Origin of the sequence: Neptunitalea chrysea (genome assembly GCF_027924145.1) — a bacterium.
GTDB classification, from domain to species: domain Bacteria; phylum Bacteroidota; class Bacteroidia; order Flavobacteriales; family Flavobacteriaceae; genus Neptunitalea; species Neptunitalea chrysea.
In genome coordinates, this window is record NZ_BRVP01000013.1 from 1 (window position 1) to 22,942 (window position 22,942).

The 22,942-nt window shown below is 35.0% G+C and carries 19 protein-coding genes; 8 read left to right on the top strand and 11 right to left on the bottom strand.

Annotated elements, in window-relative coordinates:
- Window positions 1-132: 132 nt before the first annotated feature.
- From NBRC110019_RS10165 to NBRC110019_RS10210, 10 genes are all read right to left on the bottom strand, one after another.
- On the bottom strand, window positions 133-684 hold the full coding sequence (locus tag NBRC110019_RS10165) for a hypothetical protein (RefSeq protein ID WP_281754554.1): 552 nt from the start codon (window positions 682-684) through the stop codon (window positions 133-135).
- A 314-nt stretch (window positions 685-998) separates the two neighbouring features.
- A complete protein-coding gene (locus NBRC110019_RS10170; protein WP_281754555.1) occupies window positions 999-1,484 on the bottom strand; it encodes a DUF6265 family protein in 486 nt (161 codons plus the stop codon).
- Window positions 1,485-1,488: 4 nt separating this feature from the next.
- Window positions 1,489-2,691, bottom strand: a complete 1,203-nt coding sequence (locus NBRC110019_RS10175; protein ID WP_281754556.1) for a DUF6596 domain-containing protein — start codon at window positions 2,689-2,691, stop codon at window positions 1,489-1,491.
- Entirely contained in the window at window positions 2,672-3,037 is a 366-nt protein-coding gene (locus NBRC110019_RS10180; RefSeq protein WP_281754558.1) for a YciI family protein, read from the bottom strand. Before NBRC110019_RS10180 ends, NBRC110019_RS10175 begins: the two co-directional genes overlap by 20 nt.
- Window positions 3,038-3,354: 317 nt before the next feature.
- Entirely contained in the window at window positions 3,355-3,825 is a 471-nt protein-coding gene (locus tag NBRC110019_RS10185) for an OsmC family protein (RefSeq protein WP_281754560.1), read from the bottom strand.
- 271 nt (window positions 3,826-4,096) lie between these two features.
- Window positions 4,097-5,173, bottom strand: coding sequence for a TIGR03032 family protein (locus NBRC110019_RS10190; protein WP_281754563.1), 1,077 nt, complete (start codon window positions 5,171-5,173; stop codon window positions 4,097-4,099).
- A 51-nt stretch (window positions 5,174-5,224) separates the two neighbouring features.
- Window positions 5,225-6,676, bottom strand: a complete 1,452-nt coding sequence (locus NBRC110019_RS10195; RefSeq protein WP_281754565.1) for a T9SS type A sorting domain-containing protein — start codon at window positions 6,674-6,676, stop codon at window positions 5,225-5,227.
- 276 nt (window positions 6,677-6,952) lie between these two features.
- Entirely contained in the window at window positions 6,953-8,563 is a 1,611-nt protein-coding gene (locus NBRC110019_RS10200) for a hypothetical protein (protein WP_281754566.1), read from the bottom strand.
- 137 nt (window positions 8,564-8,700) lie between these two features.
- Window positions 8,701-9,042, bottom strand: a complete 342-nt coding sequence (locus NBRC110019_RS10205) for a hypothetical protein (RefSeq protein WP_281754567.1) — start codon at window positions 9,040-9,042, stop codon at window positions 8,701-8,703.
- A gap of 80 nt (window positions 9,043-9,122) precedes the next feature.
- Window positions 9,123-9,317, bottom strand: coding sequence for a hypothetical protein (locus tag NBRC110019_RS10210; RefSeq protein WP_281754568.1), 195 nt, complete (start codon window positions 9,315-9,317; stop codon window positions 9,123-9,125).
- 600 nt (window positions 9,318-9,917) lie between these two features.
- Between NBRC110019_RS10210 and NBRC110019_RS10215 the strand changes: the two genes are divergently transcribed.
- Both NBRC110019_RS10215 and NBRC110019_RS10220 read left to right on the top strand, forming a co-directional pair.
- Window positions 9,918-11,213 (top strand): hypothetical protein, encoded by a 1,296-nt coding sequence (locus tag NBRC110019_RS10215; protein WP_281754569.1) that lies wholly within the window; start codon window positions 9,918-9,920, stop codon window positions 11,211-11,213.
- Window positions 11,201-12,352 (top strand): glycosyltransferase family 2 protein, encoded by a 1,152-nt coding sequence (locus NBRC110019_RS10220; RefSeq protein ID WP_281754570.1) that lies wholly within the window; start codon window positions 11,201-11,203, stop codon window positions 12,350-12,352. Before NBRC110019_RS10215 ends, NBRC110019_RS10220 begins: the two co-directional genes overlap by 13 nt.
- A 789-nt stretch (window positions 12,353-13,141) precedes the next feature.
- On the opposite strand, the gene NBRC110019_RS10225 is transcribed toward NBRC110019_RS10220, so the two are convergent.
- On the bottom strand, window positions 13,142-14,011 hold the full coding sequence (locus NBRC110019_RS10225) for an SDR family oxidoreductase (protein WP_281754571.1): 870 nt from the start codon (window positions 14,009-14,011) through the stop codon (window positions 13,142-13,144).
- A 181-nt stretch (window positions 14,012-14,192) separates the two neighbouring features.
- Here NBRC110019_RS10225 and NBRC110019_RS10230 point away from each other — a divergent pair, with 181 nt between their 5' ends.
- From NBRC110019_RS10230 to NBRC110019_RS10255, 6 genes are all read left to right on the top strand, one after another.
- Window positions 14,193-14,837, top strand: coding sequence for a hypothetical protein (locus NBRC110019_RS10230; protein WP_281754573.1), 645 nt, complete (start codon window positions 14,193-14,195; stop codon window positions 14,835-14,837).
- Between the two features lie 29 nt (window positions 14,838-14,866).
- Window positions 14,867-15,556: a hypothetical protein gene (locus NBRC110019_RS10235; protein ID WP_281754574.1), complete on the top strand. Its 690-nt coding sequence runs from the start codon at window positions 14,867-14,869 to the stop codon at window positions 15,554-15,556.
- 245 nt (window positions 15,557-15,801) lie between these two features.
- The gene (locus tag NBRC110019_RS10240; protein ID WP_281754575.1) at window positions 15,802-17,493 is read left to right on the top strand and encodes a hypothetical protein; all 1,692 of its coding nucleotides are present in this window, start codon (window positions 15,802-15,804) and stop codon (window positions 17,491-17,493) included.
- A 155-nt stretch (window positions 17,494-17,648) separates the two neighbouring features.
- Entirely contained in the window at window positions 17,649-18,206 is a 558-nt protein-coding gene (locus NBRC110019_RS10245) for an RNA polymerase sigma factor (protein WP_281754576.1), read from the top strand.
- A 123-nt stretch (window positions 18,207-18,329) separates the two neighbouring features.
- Window positions 18,330-19,310 carry a FecR family protein gene (locus NBRC110019_RS10250; RefSeq protein ID WP_281754577.1) on the top strand — a complete coding sequence of 327 codons (981 nt, stop codon included), beginning with the start codon at window positions 18,330-18,332 and terminating at the stop codon, window positions 19,308-19,310.
- A gap of 81 nt (window positions 19,311-19,391) precedes the next feature.
- Window positions 19,392-22,931, top strand: a complete 3,540-nt coding sequence (locus tag NBRC110019_RS10255; RefSeq protein WP_281754579.1) for a SusC/RagA family TonB-linked outer membrane protein — start codon at window positions 19,392-19,394, stop codon at window positions 22,929-22,931.
- Window positions 22,932-22,942 lie beyond the last annotated feature (11 nt).

Below are 22,942 nucleotides of genomic sequence, written 5' to 3' on the forward strand. Positions count from 1 at the left end.
AAAGAATTTGTAATAAGTTGTTAAAACAAGCATTTGCTATTGCAAAATCAGGATTGGTTTACGATCAAACTTATCGAAGTGTTTTAGTAACAAATTAATGAGTTTTTACTTGTTTTTTACCACAGTACTTTGTTATAGCAATTTTTTAATGTTATCAATTGTGTCAAATATGTCTGCCCCTTCATTAACATCTTTTATTCCTTCATCAGTTTGTTTCCAATTTTCATAAGCTTCTAAAATTGTTTTCTGAACCTTTTTATTGTTTGTCAATTCTGAAAGAATAAGTAAGTCTGGTATAATCAAAAGACCAAAATAGTCAAGATTGTTAAATTCGTTTAATCTGTATTCAAGTGATTTATCGAAGCTTGAATTCACGTCTAAATAAGTATTTACACAACTTGTAATATTTTCTGTTATCCTTTCAGCAATTTTAATGTTATCATCAAGTTGTAACCGATACCAACCCTCGCAATATTCTTGATTCCATTGTTTCAAGTATTCTACATGTTCACTAATAAAAGAGGGCTTAGGGTAATTGTATTTATTGATGCAGTGTTTTTGATAATCCTCATTTTCGACTTTCAGATGAATTTCAAAATTCACAACTTCATCCCTATAATTTTTGATCGAAGTTCTAAACCAAATGACCTGCTTAAAGTCTCCAAGTGTTCTTTCAAGTTGCATTCTGGATTTAATAAATTTAAACCCGTTAATACCAAGATTAGGTAAAATATGATCCGTGACAATTTTGCATATTCGATCCTTGGGTTTTAAGTCCTTATAAAGCTGATTCTTGTTCTTTCTCAACCGTTGAATGTAGTCTCTACCTATGTTGAACATATTCTCTCTTTAATTTGCTATAACCTGTTTGTGTATGAAGCGTTGGGCATTTATAGCACTTCATTTTCAAATTTACGTTTTGTTTTTTAGTTGTTCTAATTTTTAATTTAACTAATTGTAGACCAATGATTTATACACGTCTTTGTTATGTATAGGCTTTATTTCAATCGTTCAAATTCAAAGTCTATTTTTAATGAATCTCCCGAAACCAAAGCGTTTATTTTCTCTCCATTTTTCCAATATTTGATTTGTTTTGGAAAGTCCAATGAGTCGTTTGTACAAGTAAACTCATCGCTTTTCAGTTCAGTAATCGGAAATGTAATTGATTCGGTTTCTTCGGGAACTTTCACGATTAAAACCCATTTTCCGTTTTGTTTTCCGATTCGTATTTTTTCTTGCTTAATCGTGTCGGAACCTTGCATAGTAAAGCCGATACCCGAATATTCGTTTTGACTTATTTTTTCCCAGTTTTCAAATGTTTTTTTGCCTGTTTCTTCGTACAATCTTTCCCATTTTCCGAGTAGCCAATCGAAGTTTTCTACTGCTTTTTTTGAATTATTTTTCTTTTCGTTTGTTGCTGAATTACACGATACAATTATAAATATCGTTGCAATTAAAAGTGTTAATTTTATTAGTGTTTTCATTGAATTATAAGTTTATAAATTTGGATTCCAATACATACTTTTTGCGTATCTCTTGGTTCATTTTTGTAATTATACTTGCAGTTATTTTTTCTGATTCTTTAGGATTTGTTTCACTTAAAAAAGTTGCTTTTATTAGCGATAGATAAATGTGTTCGGATGTCAATTCACGTTCTAAATTTTCCAATAAAATTATGGCTTCTTCCTTTCTTTCAGCTTTGTACAGACAGAAACAATAATTGATTTCGATGATTGGCGAAGGCGAAATTTGTAATAGGATTTCGTAAAGTTTGATAATGTCTTTCCAAAAATCAATTGTGAAAGAAAGCGTGGTCATATACTTGCTGACAATCAAAGTTTCAATATAAATTTTACTGATTTTGTCAGGCTTTTTTAGATAATGAAAACCGAGATTAATCATTTCATCATTCCATTTTTTGCGGTCTTGATTGAAAAAGGAAATCAAATTCCCATCACTTATTTTAGCTTCTATTCTCGCAATGTGAAAGCAAAAAAGGGATAATAAATTGCTCGTAGATTGTTGATTGTAATCGTTGAATAAGATTTTGGCAAGGGCAAAAGATTCCAAACATAAATCTTTATTTACGATTGATTTTTGTGTTTCGTTGAACGAATCGAATCCTGAATTAAAAACTGCATATAAAACTTCTTCGACTAAAGAAATTTCTTCATTTTGGATTCTTTTTATGATTCCAGAAATTTGTCGGTCTTTATATTCGTCTTGAAGTGAAGATTTTGATCTTTTGACCATTTTGTAAATGGCCTCGTTACCAAGTAAGGTGCTCTTTGCAATCTCTTGAACTCCAAGTCCGAATATGTTTTTTAAAACGAAAACTATTTTAGCTTGTTTAGAAATACTTTTTGATGAAGCGATAAGAAATAATGTTTCTAAACGCAAATCATTTGTTTTTGGCTCGGAATAACTTTTTGTTTGATAAACTTCTAAATCAGTTGTTTTGTTGTTACGTTTTAACTGGTTCAACAAATCGTTCTTTGCCGTTATGTAGAGCCAATCCTCTTTCTTTTTCGGTGTATTATCAGGTTTCCAATTCTTTACCGATTTTAAAAAACTGTTTTGGATAGCATCTTCGATTTCTGAAAAATATCGTATTCCAAATTGGCGAGTCAGAGCCGAAAAAAGCTTACCGTATATCGCTCGGTAATTAGTTTCAGCAGTTGGATTGCTCATAATCTTCCATATCCATAATTTGTCTAATTTCGGTTGTTCCACCCCAATTATGACAAGGACATTCTTTGGCAAGTTCTACGATTGTTTCCAAGTTTTGGGCTTGTAAAAGATAATAACCTCCAATTATTTCTTTCGATTCCAAATAAGGCCCGTCTTTGACAACTGAATTTTTGCCCGAAATCAAAACACCTTTCTGTTGTAGCCCATCTCCTGAAATTAAATGTCCTGATTCAGCTAATTTTTCAGCCCAAGTCATATGAGCATTCGCCAATTCTTCCATTTCCTTTGGCGATAAATTTTCCATTTTTTCAATGTCTTCGTGTAGTAATAATAAAAACTGTTTCATTTTTTAAAAGTATTGATTTATTCTAAAGACAATTAAGGTTTTCATTTTTGGACATTATCGTGAAATTTTTTCGGTCGTGGCTTTTTTCCAAGCTTACACACAACGTGCTTGTGTATGAAACGTAGCGTGTAAAAAGACGCTAACTTTTCGGATTAACACAGAGCCTAATTTTTGGTGTCGGTAACATAAAAAACAATTCCCAATACCAGTCCTATTACGATAAGAGAAATATTGGCTATAAGTTCAATTTTTTTAGTATCCATCAGTTTGATTATTTAGTGCTGTAGGATAAGGGGTGTTTGTATCATTAACAAATGTTATGTTGTAATGATTATGGGTTTATGATGAATAACAAAGTTACAAGAATTTGCAATAAAACACATTTCATTGGCTTTTTTATGCAAGCTATTCGCCAAATCGATTTGCTTGGGGTTGGTTATGGTTACCTCTGGGAAAAGCGTAACCTCCGAAAATTTTCCACGACCATCTTGTTCTTCGTCCATAATTCCTGTGGCGTGGTCTTTATAATCGGTTACTATAATATGGTTAGTAGTACATAGGTGTAAGTACCATAGCATATGGCAAGCACTTAGCGATGCCAAAAACAAATCTTCAGGATTATACCGTGTAGCATCGCCTAAAAAAGCAGGATCCGATGAGCCTAACAATTCATTGTATTTACCTTCTGCAATAATGGTATGGTTACGGTTGTATGCACGGTAGGTAGTTGTGCCTTGTCCTTCATTTCCTGTCCAGTTAACAGTTACTTTGTAGTGGTGTTGTTTCATAGGGTTTGCAGTACTTGCTTATATCAGCTATTTATTTAGGTAAATATGCTTTAAATATAATTATATTCATTTTGTCTTAACACCAAACGAACCAAAAAGTAAGGTTTTTTATATAGAATGCAAACCGAAGATTTATGAATTCTTAATTCAATAAAAACGTATGAACTAGAATAAACGCAATGAGAGATATGAGATTAAGTGGTTGAATTTCAAAACGCTCAAACAAATTAAGTTCCCTCGATTTAATAGAGGGAACTTGATTTGTAAAAAATCACTTCTTATTTTCAATCCAAAAAGCATGCTCTTCTGTTAGAATGCTCTTTTTAAAGTTATCGGTTATATTATTAAGAATATTAGGTCTCATTACCCCTGGCAATAACTCCACATCGTAAATTTCATCAACTGATGAAAGGTACTTTAAATACCCTTGTAAACTACCTGAAGGTAAATGAACAATTTTAATGCCTGCAAAATCAGAGAGTTTAGCTACATCTAAATGTGCAAAACTAGATGAATTCTTTCTTAGTTTATTCATTCCGATAAATAAATAATCCTTGTAGAAAGACATCCCTCTAACAAAGCCGTGAAGTTCAGTTACTACCGTATACTTTTTATTTTCTACATCTACTTTAATCAGCTGCCCTGTTGCTGAAAGCAATACATAAAGTTCACCGTTGATAATTCTGGGGGTATGTGGCATTCCCAACCCCTCTAAAATAATTTCCTGTGTCTCTATATCTATCAAGATTCCCGTACGGGTCAAATCCTTTTTCCAACCGGTAGGAGTGTCTGAAACAGCAAAAGCAGTAGCATATTTCGGCTTCCCGTCTTTCAATGCCATCCCGTTTAAATGACAACGATCCTCAGGCTTTAACTCCGATATAAAATGAGGCTTCCAATAGGGTTTAAAGTTATAATTGGCATCAAAAGTACAAATACAACTAAACATGGTATTAACAGCATATAACTCTCCCGATTCACCGTATGACAAATCGTGTAAATCTAATTGCCCGGTATAATTACTTTGCATTGGCAAATACAAACTATCGTACCTATTTTGTTGTACGGGGTATGTTTTTGCCAATACATTAGAATTTCTAAACTGAATTACTTCATTAAAAGATGCCAATGCCATTTTATTATACTCATCGCTGAATGTAATTCCCATGGGTCTATTAAAATTTCTGGCAAGTTGTACCATTGAGTCTTCATCTTTAGATGAAATAGCAATCAGTTTTCCTGCTTGAAACGTTGATAGCAATATACTACACCTCAATCTATGAAGTATCTCTGGTACTTGTGCAGAGTACGTTAATTGAAAAGGAGTAATATCAGGTTTATCATTCATAATTTATGACATTTGGAACACATTTATAAAATAAGAAAGCACTTCAAATAATTATAGCTTTACAAACTTTTGAGTTTTCGTTACTCCGTTCTCATCTGCTACAACAGCTAGATAGATCCCCGATTTCAATTTCGAAACATTCACAGAAGTTACATTTTCAGCAGAAATAAGTTGCTGTCCGGTAGTGGTATAAACATGAATGTTATATTGTTCTCCTTTTCCGGATATATTCAACTCATGAATTACCTTGGTAGGATAAACGCTTATCTCATTAGTTTCAAACTGATTAATAGCCATAGTGCTACTGTCTGATTCAAACAAATACAATTCTCCAGAAGTTCCTGAGTTATCAATAAATCCAGATATTAAATCTAAATCTCCGTCTTCATCTATATCAACAACTAGTGGACAAGACCTTGTATTATAGGTATAATTGTACGCATAATCAATTGTAACGTTGTTTCCAGAGTCAAAACTATGCGCATTTGTTCCTCCTTCATTTTCAAAATAATACAAATCTCCTGTATTCAACCCTACAAATAAATCTAAATCAGTATCACCATCATAATCAACTAAATATGGCACAGGCATATGAAAACCAATAATACCAGTACCCAAAACATTAGTATCTCCCGATCTTAATATTTGTCCGGCATTTGAAAATGCAATAGGGTTTCCTGCTCCGGCTGTATTTTCATAAACATGAATCTGTGATTCATATCCTCCACCATAGGAATGTCGCTCTCCTACTAACATATCCATATCACCATCACCATCAATATCAGCAAAATTGGCATGCATAAAGTTTCCTGCACTAATATCAGATCCATTAGCTTGCACATAGCTGTCAAAAGAAAAGTTTCCGTTACCATCATTCTTTAATAATGATAATGTCTCATTATAATTCCCTGTAATCAAATCGACATCCCCATCTTCATCAAAATCAACAAATGCAGTAGTAGCGTATGAATACGGATTATCGTAATTGGCTATAGAAAATCCATTCGTATTAAGCTCAAACGAGTTCTGAAAAGAGTCTGTAGCAGAGTCAAAATCACTATACACTTTAAACTTAGGTTCCATGATATAGTCGTACGTACTAGAGTCTAAAGAGCTGTACTCAGTTCTCATTCCAACTATCATGTCCAAATCACCATCTCCATCGATATCTGCCATGGCTGGTGCTGCAAAACCACCTGAAAAATACACTTCCGATCCATTATGATGAAAATGAGTTCCTACACCAAAATCAGGAGTGTTTGTGTTTTGAGCTTGTAAGCTTGTAGAAGCAATAAGTCCGGCTGCCAACAAACCTTTATGTGCCCAGGCATTCCATTCTTTTTTACTAAAATTATATTTAATTTCTGTATATAAACGCTTAATAGTCTTTAAAATCGTGCTAGTAGACGTTTCTTGTAAAAGTCCTTGGGCATTTCTTCTGTTAAATTCAAGTAATAAATTTCTGAATTTCATCTTTTTGCCTGCAAGTAGATATTTATGCATAAGTAATATATTTATAAAAGCTACAAAATTAATCTCAAGACTTCTTTTGAACGAATGATTTCTGTTTTTTTTTTGATAAAAAACACGCCTTCTTATTGTCTTTAATAAAACAGCATTGCCTAAAATTTTTTAATACTTTAGGTTGACTAATTTTTTAACAAAATGACAGCTTCAAAAAAATAAGATTCATTCAAGGATTGGCTGCTTTTCTATGAGTACATTTTATATGGCAACAAACAGACTACTTTTTTTAGGGGTAAAAGAAAGTGACCTGCACTATTTATTTAATAGTTTTTCATAGCGTTTAATAAGGTTCTCTTCAAGTTCGTTTTTTAGTACTTTCTTTAATAAGCTATTAAAAGTAGACGGTATGTTATCGGTTCCCCATTCACTTAAAATGTAGGTAACCGTATACCTGTTTTTAGCTAACGGACTTTCTAATCCGGCTTTTAGCAAAGTAACGCCCTTACCCGGATACTTTGCTAACGTATATAAAACCGAATCAAATGCCATTAGCTCTTCAAATATTGCCCCTTTAGGTTCGGTTTGTTGTACACTGCTTGCAATTTTAGAAAGATCAAATTTTTTCTTTGCCAAGTCAATCAATAGGTCAATAGTTTCGTCAGAGACATAGTCGTGTATAAAGAACCAATAGCTATCGCATATAGGTTTATTAGTAAGCAATTGTAGGTAAGTATCCCAAGTGCTAATATGTAATAATTTACCAGCTTGTTTTATTTGCCAAAACGGTATAGACGGATTTTCTAACTGTTCTTTCACAATAGCATTCCAGTTGGTTTTAGAAAGTATTGTATGTATGTCTATAAGTAAATTAGCACGATGATCTTCTGTCCAGTCCATAGCGTCTAAATCTTTCCAATCTTTGGCAGTGTCTTCTAAAAAGTCTTTAAATCTGTGTAGTATAATAAATTCGTTAATAGACAAATCATTGTGATGTGTCATGTGGTTAAGATATAATTGCAAGGCTTCAGCACCATCTTCATAGCTGTAGATGTCTTCTACCGGACTATTGTCGTTTAAGAGGGTGGTTAAAATGGTTCCTGCTCCTTTAAACAAATCAGTATCTATTTTGCGGGCTGTTAACGCCTGTTTTAGGTTCCCTGCCACAGCACAGGTGTATGCCAAATACTCATACATAATGGTATTTTTAAAACCTTCTCGCAGCAACCAATTCTTAATATCAGGGTTATTGGTTTCGGCAAGGCGTTCTACAATATTTATTTTTCCCCAGCCGCTAACATACTTTGCCATATTCCATAAATCTAGCTCGGGCGTTTCAGACATATTCATAATAGCCACCGCAGCAAAGAGGGTAAACTCTTCATGTTTTCCTAGCGTTATAAGTCCTTTTTTATCGTAATTGTTGCCAATAATTCCCAGTAAGGCAATCCCTAATTTTACCGCCCCTCTATGAGGAGCCTGAAAAGCCAGCCATCGGGCATATCTATCTAAATGAGGAGATACCTGTATTTCCATACTAGCCATTTTTTCCATGGCAGTTTCTATGTATGCCAATACATTGTCTTCTATAAGAATTTTGTATAGGTCTATACGGGTGTTTAAGTTATTCGTAAGTGATATCTCAGCAGCATAAGTAGCTACTTTATCTGCCGTATTATCTAGGTTTTTGTTTCCTCCGTTAAAACCCAAAATGCTGTCTTGACCGCCACTAACCCAACGTAAGCCGTTATCTTTATAACGCTTATCTTGGTCGGGTAATACATTTCCCTTACTGCTCAACATTCCTGTTGCATCAATGTACCTCTTAATATGTAAAAATATCGGAGGCAAATTTTGCCATGGGAGTACCGTTTTTTCTGTTTCAGCTTTTTGTTTGGGTTTTTTTAAAAATGAAAATAATTTCATACTTCTAAAAGTGATAAATGTAAGTATTTATAACTTAAGAATGTATAAAAATAAGGGATGTTACAGTATATTAATGCTTATTTAATATATAAATGATATTTGTTTGCCTAATGAATACTTAACAAGATAGGTATAAGTTACGCTACAAACACAAAAATACCGTATAAAACCAAGCTGAAAAAAAACAGTAGTAGAAGTCCAAATCCAATAACGGCAGTATACCATTGGTAGTCTTTCTTTTCTTTTTTAACCATACTCATGATGGTAAGTACCAATCCTGCTACAAAAAGTAAATTTGTTAGTATACCTACTATTCGCAACACTTTTTGGGTGGTAGTCATTTGGCGTATATCGGGTACAAATGACATATCTACCTGTGTAAGGGTTACATAATAGGTAGCTATGTTTAAGACTACTACACAGATTAAACATCTAAAGGCCCATTTTTTATATTGAGTGTTTTTTTTTGTTTGTTTCAAGATGTCTTTTTTTAGTTAATAATTGGTATAATTTTTCAGTATCTTCTTTTTTAATGTTATTTAGATCAATTGTTTTTTCTTTACCACCTTTTAGAATAATAACCAGCAAACCCTTTAAAGAGTTTTTGATGTTGTAGAATTCTTCCTATCATGTATATAAACACCATGGGTACTATGATGTAGTAAGTTATAATGTTTACCTCATGGTAGGTAAGTCCCGTAAGGGATTCTATATTTTTAAGAAGTTGATATACAATAGAAAAAATAGTATCCATGATTTAATTTAGATAAAAAGTAAATATACTAATTTGATTTTATGGGTATATAAAGATGTTTCAAAGTGGTTTTGGGTTGGTTCACCTTTTTTTAGTAACCATTTTTTAATCTCGATTATTAATTTGTAACTGATAATGAATGAAATAGAAAAAGTTTTTCCCCTAAGTACAGTGTATTATAATTACAGCAATGAGAGGGTACTCCAATACTCCTGTTAGAGGCTATTATCTGTTGCGTAGGTACTATTTGCAACAATATGGTTTTTGGTTATTTATTGAGTTATTTTTTTAGGAGTATTTGGGTGTGCCTTTTAGCAGTAAACTACTTTGGGGTACGCCCACGAAGTGTTTAATCTCAATTATTGAATAAAGATGAATTATTTTTATAAAGAGGGAGCGTAAAGCCAGCTATTGCTAATTTGCCATAAAGGGATTTCGGCAACTTATCACATAGAAGGGAATACATTACTGGTTTTACAAACCCTTTACGGTTTTACAATTCAAGATTCAAAATAATATTTTTAAACCTTGAACATGAAACCTTAATTCTCCACCTTTTTACAATAAAATTATATCTTAGTACCTTGTAAGAGATAGCATATGCATAACCGTTTTGTAGCAGATAAAAGTTTTCATTTATGGGCGTTTTTGGTATTTATAGTAGTTGGGGCGGTAAGCCTTAGCAAACCTATGCAATTAGCCCCCGACTCTTCAGGATATATAAACATGGAAATCATTAGATCTCCTACCTATCCTATGTTTTTGCAACTGTTACAAAGCTTGTTTGGTAAGGGATATTTAACCGCTACCCTTATTTTACAAAACCTCATCAATTTTTGGGCGGTGTATTATTTGGTACGGTCATTAAGAAAAACTATTCCTATGAATGGTATTTGGTATGCCTTATTACTAGTAATACTATTAGTACCTTGTGTATATACTGTAAACATTGTAAACATGGTACTTTCCGGAGCCTTGGCATACCCGCTGTATTTGGTGGTGGTTGGACTGTATATAAAAGCCTTTATAAAAGAGCGTATTACCTATTTGTTGTACGCTATGCCCTGGTTGTTTGTACTTATTTTAACCCGTAGTCAGTTTTTATTTTTGGTAGTAGCTGGCTTTTTGCTCGGATTGTTTACAATTTACAACTCTAAAAACTACCGTAAAGGGATGCTCGTTTTAGGGTTGTTTTTGCTGTTGCCCATTCTTACATCACAGGCAGATAAGCTGTACCACAAAGTAGTACACGGTGCCTATGTAAATACCCCATGGACAGGGATTCACCTTTTAACCCCAGCTATGTTTGTGGCCAATAGCAGTAATGCCGATGCATTTGATGATTCTGTGGAGCGTGCCTTTTTTAAGAAAATGATTGCACGTCTGGAAGCAAAAAAATTAACCTTGAATACACTGGAATTAGGGAATAATGAAACCGATATTACTTTCTACGTAGATAACTATACCCAAATTGCCAACCATACCCTATATGATGAAGGTAAGGAATTGTTAGGAGCCAATCTTACCGAAGACGAAAAATACATGCAGTTAGATGCGCTTACTAAAGATATGGTGCCTACCTTGGTACTGCTTAATTTTAAAAAATGGGCAGCCATAAACCTTAAAAACTTTATTTATGGGTTTGATAGTGCACGCTACGCTTTAGTGTTTTTTATATTGCTTATTTTTAGTGGAATAAAATTGAGTACAGGAACTGCTAATGAGGTGGTTAAGTTTATATTTTTAGGGGTATTATTAACCTTTTTAAATGTGGGCTTGGTAGCTACCGGAATACATACCATACGCCGCTTTATGTTTTATAATGATTGGGTGCTATATGCTATGCTGTTTATGTTGTTAGATCGGTTTATAAAACAAGGGGTATGGAACAGATAACCCTTTCTATAGTAATGCCTTGTTTAAACGAGGCCGAAACCTTGGCTACATGTATAGAAAAGGCGCAACGTTTTTGTGCCGAACAGCAAATTGCAGCCGAAGTTATAATTGCCGATAATGGTAGTACCGATGGCTCTGTAGCCATTGCTAAAAAACTAGGAGCTCGTGTAGTACATGTAACCGAAAAAGGCTACGGAAGTGCGTTACGTGGAGGTATAGATGCGGCAAAAGGTACGTTTATTATTATGGCCGATGCCGATGATAGTTACGATTTTTATAACTTGAATCCGTTTATTGAAAAATTAGAAGAAGGATACGAGCTGGTGATGGGGAACCGCTTTAAAGGCGGAATTGAAAAGGGGGCTATGCCGTTTTTGCACCGCTATTTGGGTAACCCTGTACTGTCTTTTGTAGGGCGTTTGTTTTTTAAAAGCAGTATAGGCGATTTTCATTGTGGATTACGAGGCTTTACGAAAGCACTTTATAATAAGCTAAACTTGCATACAACCGGAATGGAGTTTGCTTCTGAAATGATTGTGAAAGCCAATTTGCAAGGGGTTAAAATTGTTGAGGTTTCGGTGGTCTTATCTCCTGACGGACGTAGCGGTAAACCGCATTTAAATACCTGGAGAGATGGGTGGCGACATTTAAGGTTTCTCTTATTATATTGTCCTATGTGGTTGTTTTTGATTCCCGGACTTATACTTATGATTCCTGGACTTCTGGCTACTGCCGCCTTAGTAACCGGACCCGTAACACTGGGGAGTATTACCTTTGATGTGCATACGCTTATTTTTGCATCGAGCTTTATTCTTATAGGGTTTCAGTTTGTGGTGTTTTACGGACTCACCAAGGTGTATACTATAGAAAATGAATTACTGCCTAAAACGAATACTTACAATCGTTTGTTTAAATACATTAACCTTGAAAAAGGGTTGTTGTTAGGTTTTCTGTTAAGCCTTGCCGGATTGGTATTGGGTGTGCTTGCTTACAATTATTGGAAAGAGCTGGGCTTTGGCGATATAGAATCGGGTAACCCGATGCGCTTGGTAATTGTATCGGTTACTACCATGTTGTTAGGCGTGCAGATTATTTTGTTTAGTTTGTTTTTTAGTATACTCGGACTTAAAAAAAAGTAGGGGTTATTTCAATTTACAGGCAATATAGTGGGTAATCTTCTAAAAAATACCCTGAACAAACTAGTGCCCAGGGTAACCTCAAGTTGTAATAGTTGGAAGAATATTTATGTCTTATTAGTCCATACGTAAGTATCTGTTACTGCAAGCTTTGTTGCAGCTAGATTCTGTTAGATTTTTATAGGTAAAAGTTGACTCTAAATAATCGTTGTTATATGCCTATCCATTAATGATTACCGAGTCATTATGGGGAAGCTGAAAGTAACTTTCACCAAAATAATTATACCAACCAAGATCCTTATTTCTGTACTAAAGTCATATTCAGTAAACGGAAGTTTACTGAAGGTAATCACTTTTAAAACCTATCCATGCTATGATGATGAGCAATAAACAGCGCCTCTTCTCGGTATTTCTTATTCCCTTACTTAATAGATGCAGCTTTTTAAAAAAGGTTGCTTGTAAGGTATAAATAAATTAATTTTAGTTTTATGAGAGCAATAAGACTGTTTTCTTATTCCTTTACCATATACCTGCAATCTGTAATACAATAGAGCAGCGTATTGGTTACTACATATTTCTCTTTTAAATACATAGAAGGTCTTTTGGTGTATTTTAAGTGAAGGGTATTGTTTTGTATGGTGTAGGTACCCACATCTTCAGTTTGGCTGGCAACATCTTAGGTAGTAGTAAAAAAGCGGTTGTTCTCATACAATTGTATCGCTACAGTAATATTTTGGTTATTTGCCATAGCATGGTATTTTTATGTATTAAATGTAATTAATTTCTTTAATACTACTTACTTCCCAGCATACTTTCTATCACTGCTTGGTTTTGTAATAGTCCGTTAGGGTCTTTTTCTGTTTTAAAGTTACAAAATACTTCTGCCCATGCAGAAGTACGTATACGTATAGGAGGGGTACTGGTTTGAGCAACTTGTAACACCACCTCAGCTACCTCAGTAGCCGTCTGAAAAGATGGTGTATTTCCAGCGGCAGCGCGTTCTTGTCTTTTTCCAATATATTGCTGAATAATAGGCAGGTAATTATCTTGTGGTAAGCCGGTAGTGCCCAATGTTTTTTCGGTAGCCGATTTAGTAAACTCGGTAGCAATACCACCCGGTTCTACCGCCGTAAAATGAATACCGAAGTTTTGAGGTAAATACGTTGCCATAGCTTCTGTATATCCTTCCACCGCAAATTTAGCAGCACAATACAACTCGTTAAACGGTTGTCCTACCAAACCACCAACCGACGATATATTGATGATATGTCCGCTTTTTTGTGCTCTCATTACAGGTAATACTGCTTTTACACACCGTACCACGCTTTTAAAATTTACATCTAACACCCAGTCCACTTCTTCTTCAGTGGCTTGTTCGGTGGTTTTGGCAAAACCAGCTCCGGCATTATTTATAAATACATCTATACGCCCTTCTTTTTCTACAATAGTTGTGATAGCTGAGGTAATAGAAGTTATACTAGTCACCTCTAAAGGAAGTACTTGCACGATTACGTTATTGGTTTTAGCAGCTGCTAACAGCAGGTCTTGTTTTGCCAAATTACGCATGGTAGCATAGACCGTAAAGTTTTGTTTTGCAAATAGTATAGCTGTTTCAAGTCCTAGTCCGGTAGAGGTTCCGGTAATTACAACAACTTTTTTCATTAGAGACTGTTTTTCAGATTTATAGTAGATTTAAAAGGTATGAAAAGTATAGGTAGGTTGGTAGGTAATTTCGTTATCTTTTAATTATTTCTACGATTAGGGTATGAATTAAGTTAGAAAATTAGGCTTTTTAGCTTCAAAAAATTAGTAATTTTAAAACCTAACTAATCGATAATAAAGCATGAATTGTCCTAAGTGTAACCACAGTATTCCTAGCAACGACATTAATATTCAGGCAGATATTGCCAAATGTACCCAATGCGGGTATGTATTTAAACCTTCAGGATTAGTTACTCAAAGTAAAAATAACTTTAACATACAAGATGTTCCTAACGGAGCATGGTACCGTAAAGAACGCAATAACATAATTTTAGGAGCTAATTTACAATCTAAGCAGATATATTTATTCATTGCGTTTTTTAGTGTGTGGTTAGTAGTGTTTGGTACCGGTATTGGGGAAAGCAATGGTGAAACTAATGAATTACCTCCGTTCTTTTTTCTTCCGTTTGGAGTAGGATTTATCATAATTTCTACCGTAATAGCTCGTGTGTTATTTGGCAAGGTGGAGTTTACACTAGACAAGCGTGGCGGTAAGGTGTTTACCGGAGTGGGGTCTATTGGGGTTACCCGTACTTTTTTATGGGAGGATATAGATAATATTACCGAGCGCGAAAGCAATTTTAGATCGTTTGGCAAGCACAATACACAAATAGCCTTAGAGGGTAAAAAACGTATTATGGCAGGTATTGGTGTATCAGATGAGCGCAGGTACTATTTAATGCGTGCGCTTACCCAGGTAATGAATGAGTACCAACGAGAGTGGTAGTTTTATATGTTTTGAAGAAGTATAGATAGATGAATTGTCCTAACTGCAAAGTAGAAATAGCTCCTGATAATATTAATATTCAAGTAGATACTGCCAAGTGTTCTTATTGCGGAACGGTTTTTAAAGTATCGGAACAGTTACATGTTAAAAAGAGTGCGTTTGATTTAAAAACTACTCCCAACCAAGCCTGGTATTATAAAGAACGGGATGACATGGTACTAGGAGCTAGTTTACGAAATAGACAAATGTATTTTTTTGTACCCTTTGCAGCCCTTTGGGCGGGGGGAGTTTTAACCGCTTTTACAGTGTTTATTTTTGAAGGAGTTTTTTTGAATACTCCTTTTATTTTGTTGCCTTTGCTACCTTTTCTAGTAGCGTCTATATTTATGATAAGTATGGCGGCTTTAATGGTAGCGGGTAAGGTAGAATTTCGCTTAAATAAAAGAGGCGGAACCGTATTTACAGGAGTAGGGAATATAGGTATTAAAAGAGAATTTTTGTGGGCAGATGTAGATACCATTACAGAACGATCGAGTACGTTTATTTACCCTAGTCAAGTTGGTCTCCGAATTGCCTTGGAAGGTAAAAAACGCATTGCCGTGGGTGCCAGACTTTCAGATGAGCGTAGGTTTTACTGCGGGGTATGCAAGAAGCTATGTATATGTATAAGAGCAATTGAAACTGCAAAGTCTAATATTAACCATTCCTGGTATGCCTAAACTTTGAATTGGGGTCTAAGTTGAGGTAACAGTTAACTCCTTTACCATTTCTAATTTATTCTTATGTGCTCAATAATTGAGATTAAATGCTTTGCATACTAACCCCAAATAACCCCTATTTTTTTGCAAGGCTAAATACCATTCTGTTCATAGGGAAACCCCTATTTAATTGATAGCTATTTGTGATAATTTAGTCTGTATAATATTGTTAAACAGGTTACCAACTATTAATCACTTCTTTAGTTATGAAAAAAATTCTATTTATACTGCTACTTTGCGTTTTGCCTAAAGTATACGCGCAGTCTTATTTTGTACCAACCGATTTGGTGAAAGGAAGTATAGATGCCCCACCTAACGGAACAGACTTTAATTCTATGTTATTAACTACATCTCAAGATGCGGATGGGTTTTATGATTTTAAACTAACGTATTATAATAAGGATGTTAGTTTTAAAATGAAGCCGTTACTTTACAATAGCTTCAAATTAAAATTTAAAGCTGCTCTTAAAACATTAATAGACAGTACAAAAGTGGATGTTGGTGGTACTCCTACTCCTTTAACATACAAGGCTGCTGATGATAGTATGGTTGATAAAAATGTGTCAGTATTGTTTTATCAATCGGTAACTTATCATAACACCGAAGACGGAAAATTAGTAGCTGGTACTATGAGCCTTATAAGTAATGAGATACCTGTATTTGTTAAGGATAGCTTTAGTGGTATTAGTAATAATTGCATAGGAAAATTAAAGGATGTAAAAGTAGGTATTACCTTTAAAAATGGGTATATACAAAAGGTGTTGGTAGAAGGGAAAATAGGTGAGCTTGAGGTAAAATTTAAAAATGTATACTCTATAGGTATTAGTTCATCGGCAAATATTAAGAATCTTAGAAGGAATAAGCTATTCTCTAAAAGGTCATATACAGAAAAAGAAATTTTAAGAATACAAGCAAATGAAAGATTAAGTGTTAAAGATATACAGTATGATGCAAAAAGAAAACTCTATAATTTAGAGGTATATCTTGGAGATATTATAGATTATTCAGAAAAAATAGGCTTAAATGCACATGATATTAGTCCAGAACCACAGACCATTCTATTAGATGAGGCAGATACCAGTCAAAGTGAAGTAGAAGTATATAAAGAAGACAAATCTGAGCTTTTTGAAATTGTAGTCTATACCGATGCTTTAAATGCCTTTGGTTTAGATGATACAGAAAATGGACTTGTACAAGCAGAAATTAACAAACGTTTTAATCTGAATACCAACCTTAGGGATACAAGAACATTTGGACAATATATGTCACCTCCATTTTTATCATTTCTTTCTAAAGGTATAGGGTATGTAACTTTTGTGAATTTGAATGTTCGGTATTCTAAATTTGAAGAAGGTAAAGAGTTTGTATTACTTTCTGAACTTGATGGAAATACATATTACCCACTTACAGAAATATTCCAAAAACGAAACTTTACGTTTGGTCCCATATTGAATTTGGTGACCATGGAAAATCAGGATCTAAAACTTGATATGCACTTAAATACGGGGGTTTTGTTTGGAAGAACATTTTATAGAACTGCTGAAGATGCAGAAAATCAGTTTGTAAACAATTTAGAAATTCCTATTGAGTATAAGTTTCAAATAACACCCGAGAATGCAGTAAACTTTTGTATAAGTGATAGACTTTCATATTTCAAAAGTTTTAAAGAAGACTTTAATGTTAGTACTATAAAAGGGGGCTCCTTATCGGGAGGTGAGTTTATGAACACGATTAATATGGGAGTGAATTTAAATTTATCTTCTACGGGTAAGATGTTTTTTAGATATCAATTTGTACATGCGTTTGATAATATAAACCAAAACTACCACCAACTGCAATTTGGTTACAGTTTTTATTGGTTGAAACAAAACGGAGTTAAAACACAATCGGGGAGTTAATTTTATAGGTAACCGCATGTTAGAGGTGCCTTGCCTCATGTCATTTTTTCTATTTTTAATTAGCTTTCAATCATCAACCTCCCCAACAAATAACCAAAACTTAATTTACCAGAATTGCGTTTTCAGCAGATTATCATAATTTTGTTGGCAAATTAATGGCTACAATTTTGGAAGACGCATTATGGGTTACGCAAGTAAAAGAGGGCGACTACAAAGCCTTTGAAATACTTTACAATAAGTATTTTGGACGGGTGTATGCCTTTTTGCAATCGCTACAACTTACCGAGCATGCCGACGATGTAATTCAGGAAACCTTTATTATTGTTTGGGAAAAAAGAGCCACCCTTCAACCCGATAAATCGTTTAACTCTTATCTGTTTACCATTGCTAAAAATCAAGCTTTAAAAGCGTTAAGAAAAGGCATAAAAGAACGTATAGATGCGGCAGAAGTAGAAGTAGCAGATACCCATGTTTCTGAAAGCAATCTGATTTCTGAAGAGATGGAACAGGCCATTCAAAAATCGTTGGAAGAGATGCCCGAGCGTCCGCGTACGGTGTTTGAGATGAAACGCTATCAGGGCTTGAGTACCAAACAAATTGCCGAACTCCTTAACATTTCTGCCAGTACGGTAGAGAATCACATGAACATGGCGCTCTCCATTTTAAAAAAGAATATGTTGCTGGCGGTGTACATTCTTCCCTTTATTAAATAGGTATTACAGGCTATATGTTAAGCAATTTATTTTTTCTTAACGTTTTGTTAATCTATTCTAATTAGGTGATACCCCATGTTTCTGGATATAACGGATGTAATAACATAGTTATAGCTAGAGAACGTGAAAGAGCAATTAAATACACTTTGGAATAAATACGCCAACAGAACAGCTACCCGTAAAGAGCTGGAAACTTTTTTAGAGTTGTTAGAAAACAACCAAGCGTCTGAAGAAGTAACTCAATGGATGGAGCAAAAATGGAATACTGCTACGATGCCTGCCGAGGTTACTCAGGTACGCAACAAGGTATGGAACAATATAACCACTACAATACAAACTAAGGCAACACCTAAAAAATCGAAGGTATTCCGTTTACATACATGGTACAAAGTAGCTGCTGCAGTAGTATTACTTATTGGGGTAGGCAGCATGGCATATTTTGGCACCAATATTTACAATGCACTAAGTTATGATTCGGTTTCGGTAGCTGCTAATGAAAATCCACAACAATTTACCTTACCCGATGGTTCAGAGGTATGGTTAAACTCGGGGACTACACTGTACTACGATAAGTCGTTTCAGGAAAACCGTTTTTCTAAACTAGACGGAGAAGCCTTTTTTAAAGTCACTAAAAATAAGGAAAGACCTTTTATTATTAAAACAGGAGATATAAGCACTCGTGTAGTAGGTACTCAGTTTAATGTAAAAGAAGACAAGAACCATATAAAGGTAACCGTTACCGAAGGTGAGGTACGCGTATACAACCAAAAAGATACTTTACAGTTAACCCCTAACAAACAAGGTGTGTATGCCTTAAACAGTCAACAACTTACCGAGCAACCTGTAAATGCCTTTTTATATGGGTTGTGGCAGAAGGAGGAAATAGAACTAAACAGTGTAACCATGAAAGATTTTGCCGTGGCTTTAGAAACAGTATTTCATGTAAAAACACAATTTGCAGACGAAAAAGCCAAAGAGGTTTTAATGTCGTTTAGTTTCTCTAAAACCGAATCAATAGAAAATATTATAGCGCGCATAAATATCATAAACGAAGTTCAACTAACCCAAAAGCAACACATGATTACTATAAAGAAAGTAGAATAATTAAAAGGAAAAGAGCCTGCGCCAACAGGCTCTCTAAAAGCGTCGAAGTGAAAACAAAAACATCAACACTTAAATTGTATTATGAAATTTAAAATTCAATGGATTAGAACATTCATGCTCCTGATTTGTTGCTTGCTCTTAAAACCAGTGCACGCAAAAGGACAGGAGGAACTTGAACAAACAAAAATAAGCATAAATCTTACAGATGCTACGTTGGTTCAAATTTTTTCAAAAATAAAAGAGGCTACAAACGCTACCTTCTCTTATGGTGAGTTTGTACTTAAAAACAAAACGACCTATAATGCTGTATATAATAACAGCAGTGTACAATACATATTATCGGACCTTAGTAAAAAAGCCAAGTTCAACTTTGTAATTACCGGTAGTCAGGTAGTAATTACAGGCCGAACCACTTCGCAAACTAACTATAGAAATAAAGTTGGGCAACGTTTGGTAGTAACTGGTAATGTAACCGATGCAGACGGTGTTCCTATGCCGGGTGTTGCCGTGCAAGAAAAAAATACAACCAACGGAATAAGTACCGGATTTGATGGTGAGTACTCAATTACTGTAGCCAATGAAAACGCCGTATTAATATTCTCGTACATGGGGTATACTACACAAGAAATAGTAGTAGGTAATCAGGTTACTGTAAATGTAGTGTTAACCGAAGAAGCAGGTGCTTTAGAAGAAGTAGTTGTGGTTGGGTACGGAACAGAGAAGAAAGCGAATCTTACCGGAGCGGTAACTTCTATAGATGGTGACGAAATTCAGCGTAACATTGGGCCAAATACCAGTCAGTTATTACAAGGTATTTCGCCTAACTTAAATGTAACCTTAGACAATGGAGGCATTAACGAAAAGGCTAATATTGCAATTAGAGGAATGGGTTCTATTAACGGGAGTTCTCCTCTGGTATTAATAGATGGGGTTCAGGGAGATATCAATCGTATCAATCCAAGAGATATAGCTTCTGTTTCTGTATTAAAAGATGCTTCTTCGGCAGCTATTTATGGAGCAAGAGCTTCTTTTGGGGTTGTTTTAGTAACTACTAAAAAAGCAGAGGCAGGGAAATTGCAAGTAAGCTATAATGCCAACTTTGGTTGGAGTAGTCCTACCATTAGAACCGATAATTTTATTACCGATGGATTAGAGTGGGCTAAGTTGAGTGACAAGCTTAGTTTATTAGAAAACTCGAATACATATTTGGGGTATACAGATGAGGATTATGCGTATTTAGAAGCAAGAAAAGCGGATCCTTCATTACCTAATGTATTGATTAAAACGGTAGATGGTGTAGAACGCTACATACATTACGGGAATACCGATTGGTGGAATACCTTGTTTAGTGATGCACAGGCTTCTCAAGAACACAACATTAGTTTAACCGGAGGTACCGATGTAATTAGCGTATACCTTTCGGGTAGGTTTTATACCAGAGAAGGTATTTATAAGGTAAGTGAAAACGGAATAGATACTTATACCATTAGAAACCGAATTGAAGCGCAACCATTATCTTGGTTAAAAATAAGCAATGCAACCAATGTTTACAAGAGCGATTATACTGAGCCGGCTACCAATACACGTAATGTAAGCGGGTCTAGCAACAGTGAAAACTGGCGTAAGTATACCTACCATGCAGCTCCGTTGTTTTTACCGCATAATCCTGATGGAAGTATTATGATTAACTCGGCATATACAAGTAACCGTGATATTGCCGATGGTACTTTTGCCGATTTATTATATGGAAAGAGTAGAGATAACGAAACCGATTTTGAGGTATTCAATACTACTTCGTTTGTACTTACCCCAATCAAAGGATTAGAAATTAAGGGAGATTATAGTTTTAGAAGAAGACAACAACAAGAGCAGGTACGTATTATTTCTACACCTCATACCAACCAGCCTAATGGGGAAGGTGTTTCATATTATAAAGAGAGTACTCAACTTTATAAAGAGCTAGAGCGTAACTATTTGTATCAGGCGGTAAACGCGTATGCAGATTATACTACAAAATTATTTAAAAACCATCAGTTTACTGCATTGGTTGGGTATAATCAGGAGTGGCGATGGTTTAAAAGAAATATTGCGAGTAGAAACGGAAACTTATCAGAGAGTTTAAACTCATTTAATTTGGCAACAGGCGATAACATTACCCTTACCTCAACAGAGGAAGAATGGGCATTACGTGCCGGTTTTTACCGTTTAAAGTATAGCATTGCCGATAAGTATTTGGTAGAGTTTAACGGGCGTTACGATTTGTCATCTCGTTTTCCGGAAGATAACCGAGCAGGGTTTTTTCCATCGGCTTCGGCAGCGTGGAGAGTAAGTCAGGAAAATTTCTTTACTCCTTTAAAACCCTATGTAAGCTCGTTAAAACTAAGAGCGTCTTATGGTGCTTTAGGAAACCAAAATGTGGGCGCATACGATTACTACTCAACCATGTCTGTAGAGCAGTCTAGTTATGTGGTAGAAGATGCATTATCTCAATATTTATCTTCACCAGCTCCGGTATCGTCTAACTACAGTTGGGAAACTTCTCAAACTTTAGATTTAGGGGTAGATGTTAGTTTTCTTAACAATAGACTTACTGTTAATTATGACTGGTTTCAGCGCGACGTGAAGGATATGCTTACTGAAGGGAAACAATTACCATCGGTATTTGGCGCAGATGAGCCTGTAGAAAATGCAGCCGATTTAAGAACGAAAGGTTTTGAACTTTCGGTAAACTGGAGAGATGAGTTTCAGTTAGGGAAAAAGAAATTCAAATACCATATTGGGGTAAATCTAGGAGATAGCAGAACGTTTATTACGAAGTTCGACAATCCTAACGGAGATATTCAGCAATACTATGTAGGGCAAGAAATAGGTGAAGTTTGGGGATATACAGTAGAAGGATTCTTCCAGTCTGATGATGAATATCTAAGTCATGCCGATCAGGTATTGGTGAATGAGCGTATTGAAAATAACTACCTGATTAACCATCCTGTTGCAGGAGATATTAAGTTTAAAGATGTAAATGGCGATGGGGTAATTTCTCCGGGTGATTTAACCCTTGAAAATCATGGTGATTTAAAGAAGATTGGGAATACTTCGCCACGATATAACTACGGTATTAATGTTGGGGGTGAATATGCCGGTTTCGACTTTAATGTATTTGCACAAGGGATTATGAACAGAGACTGGAATCCGGGTACGGATAACGGTTATTTCTGGGGACCTTTTAGCCGTCAGTACTTAAACTTTTATTCTAAAAGCATAGAAGGAATGGCTTGGACACCTGATAATCCGGATGCTTATTTTCCACGTTTAGCGGTATACGCAGAGAGAGGTGGGCCTTATGAAGGTGCACAGCTTGGTGTGAACTCCGATAAGTACTTGCAAAATGCTGCATACTTAAGAATTAAGAACATTACTGTGGGATATACCGTACCAGAGAGTATTACCTCAAAATTAAAGATTGATAATATCAGATTTTATGTAACTGGGATGAACCTGTTTACGTTCTCTCCGATATACAAACATAATCCTGACCATACGGTGGATCCTGAGCAGTTGGGTAACGGTAACGATTATCCGTTCTCTAAAACGTACTCCTTTGGTCTTGATATAAAATTTTAAATCCTCCTGAA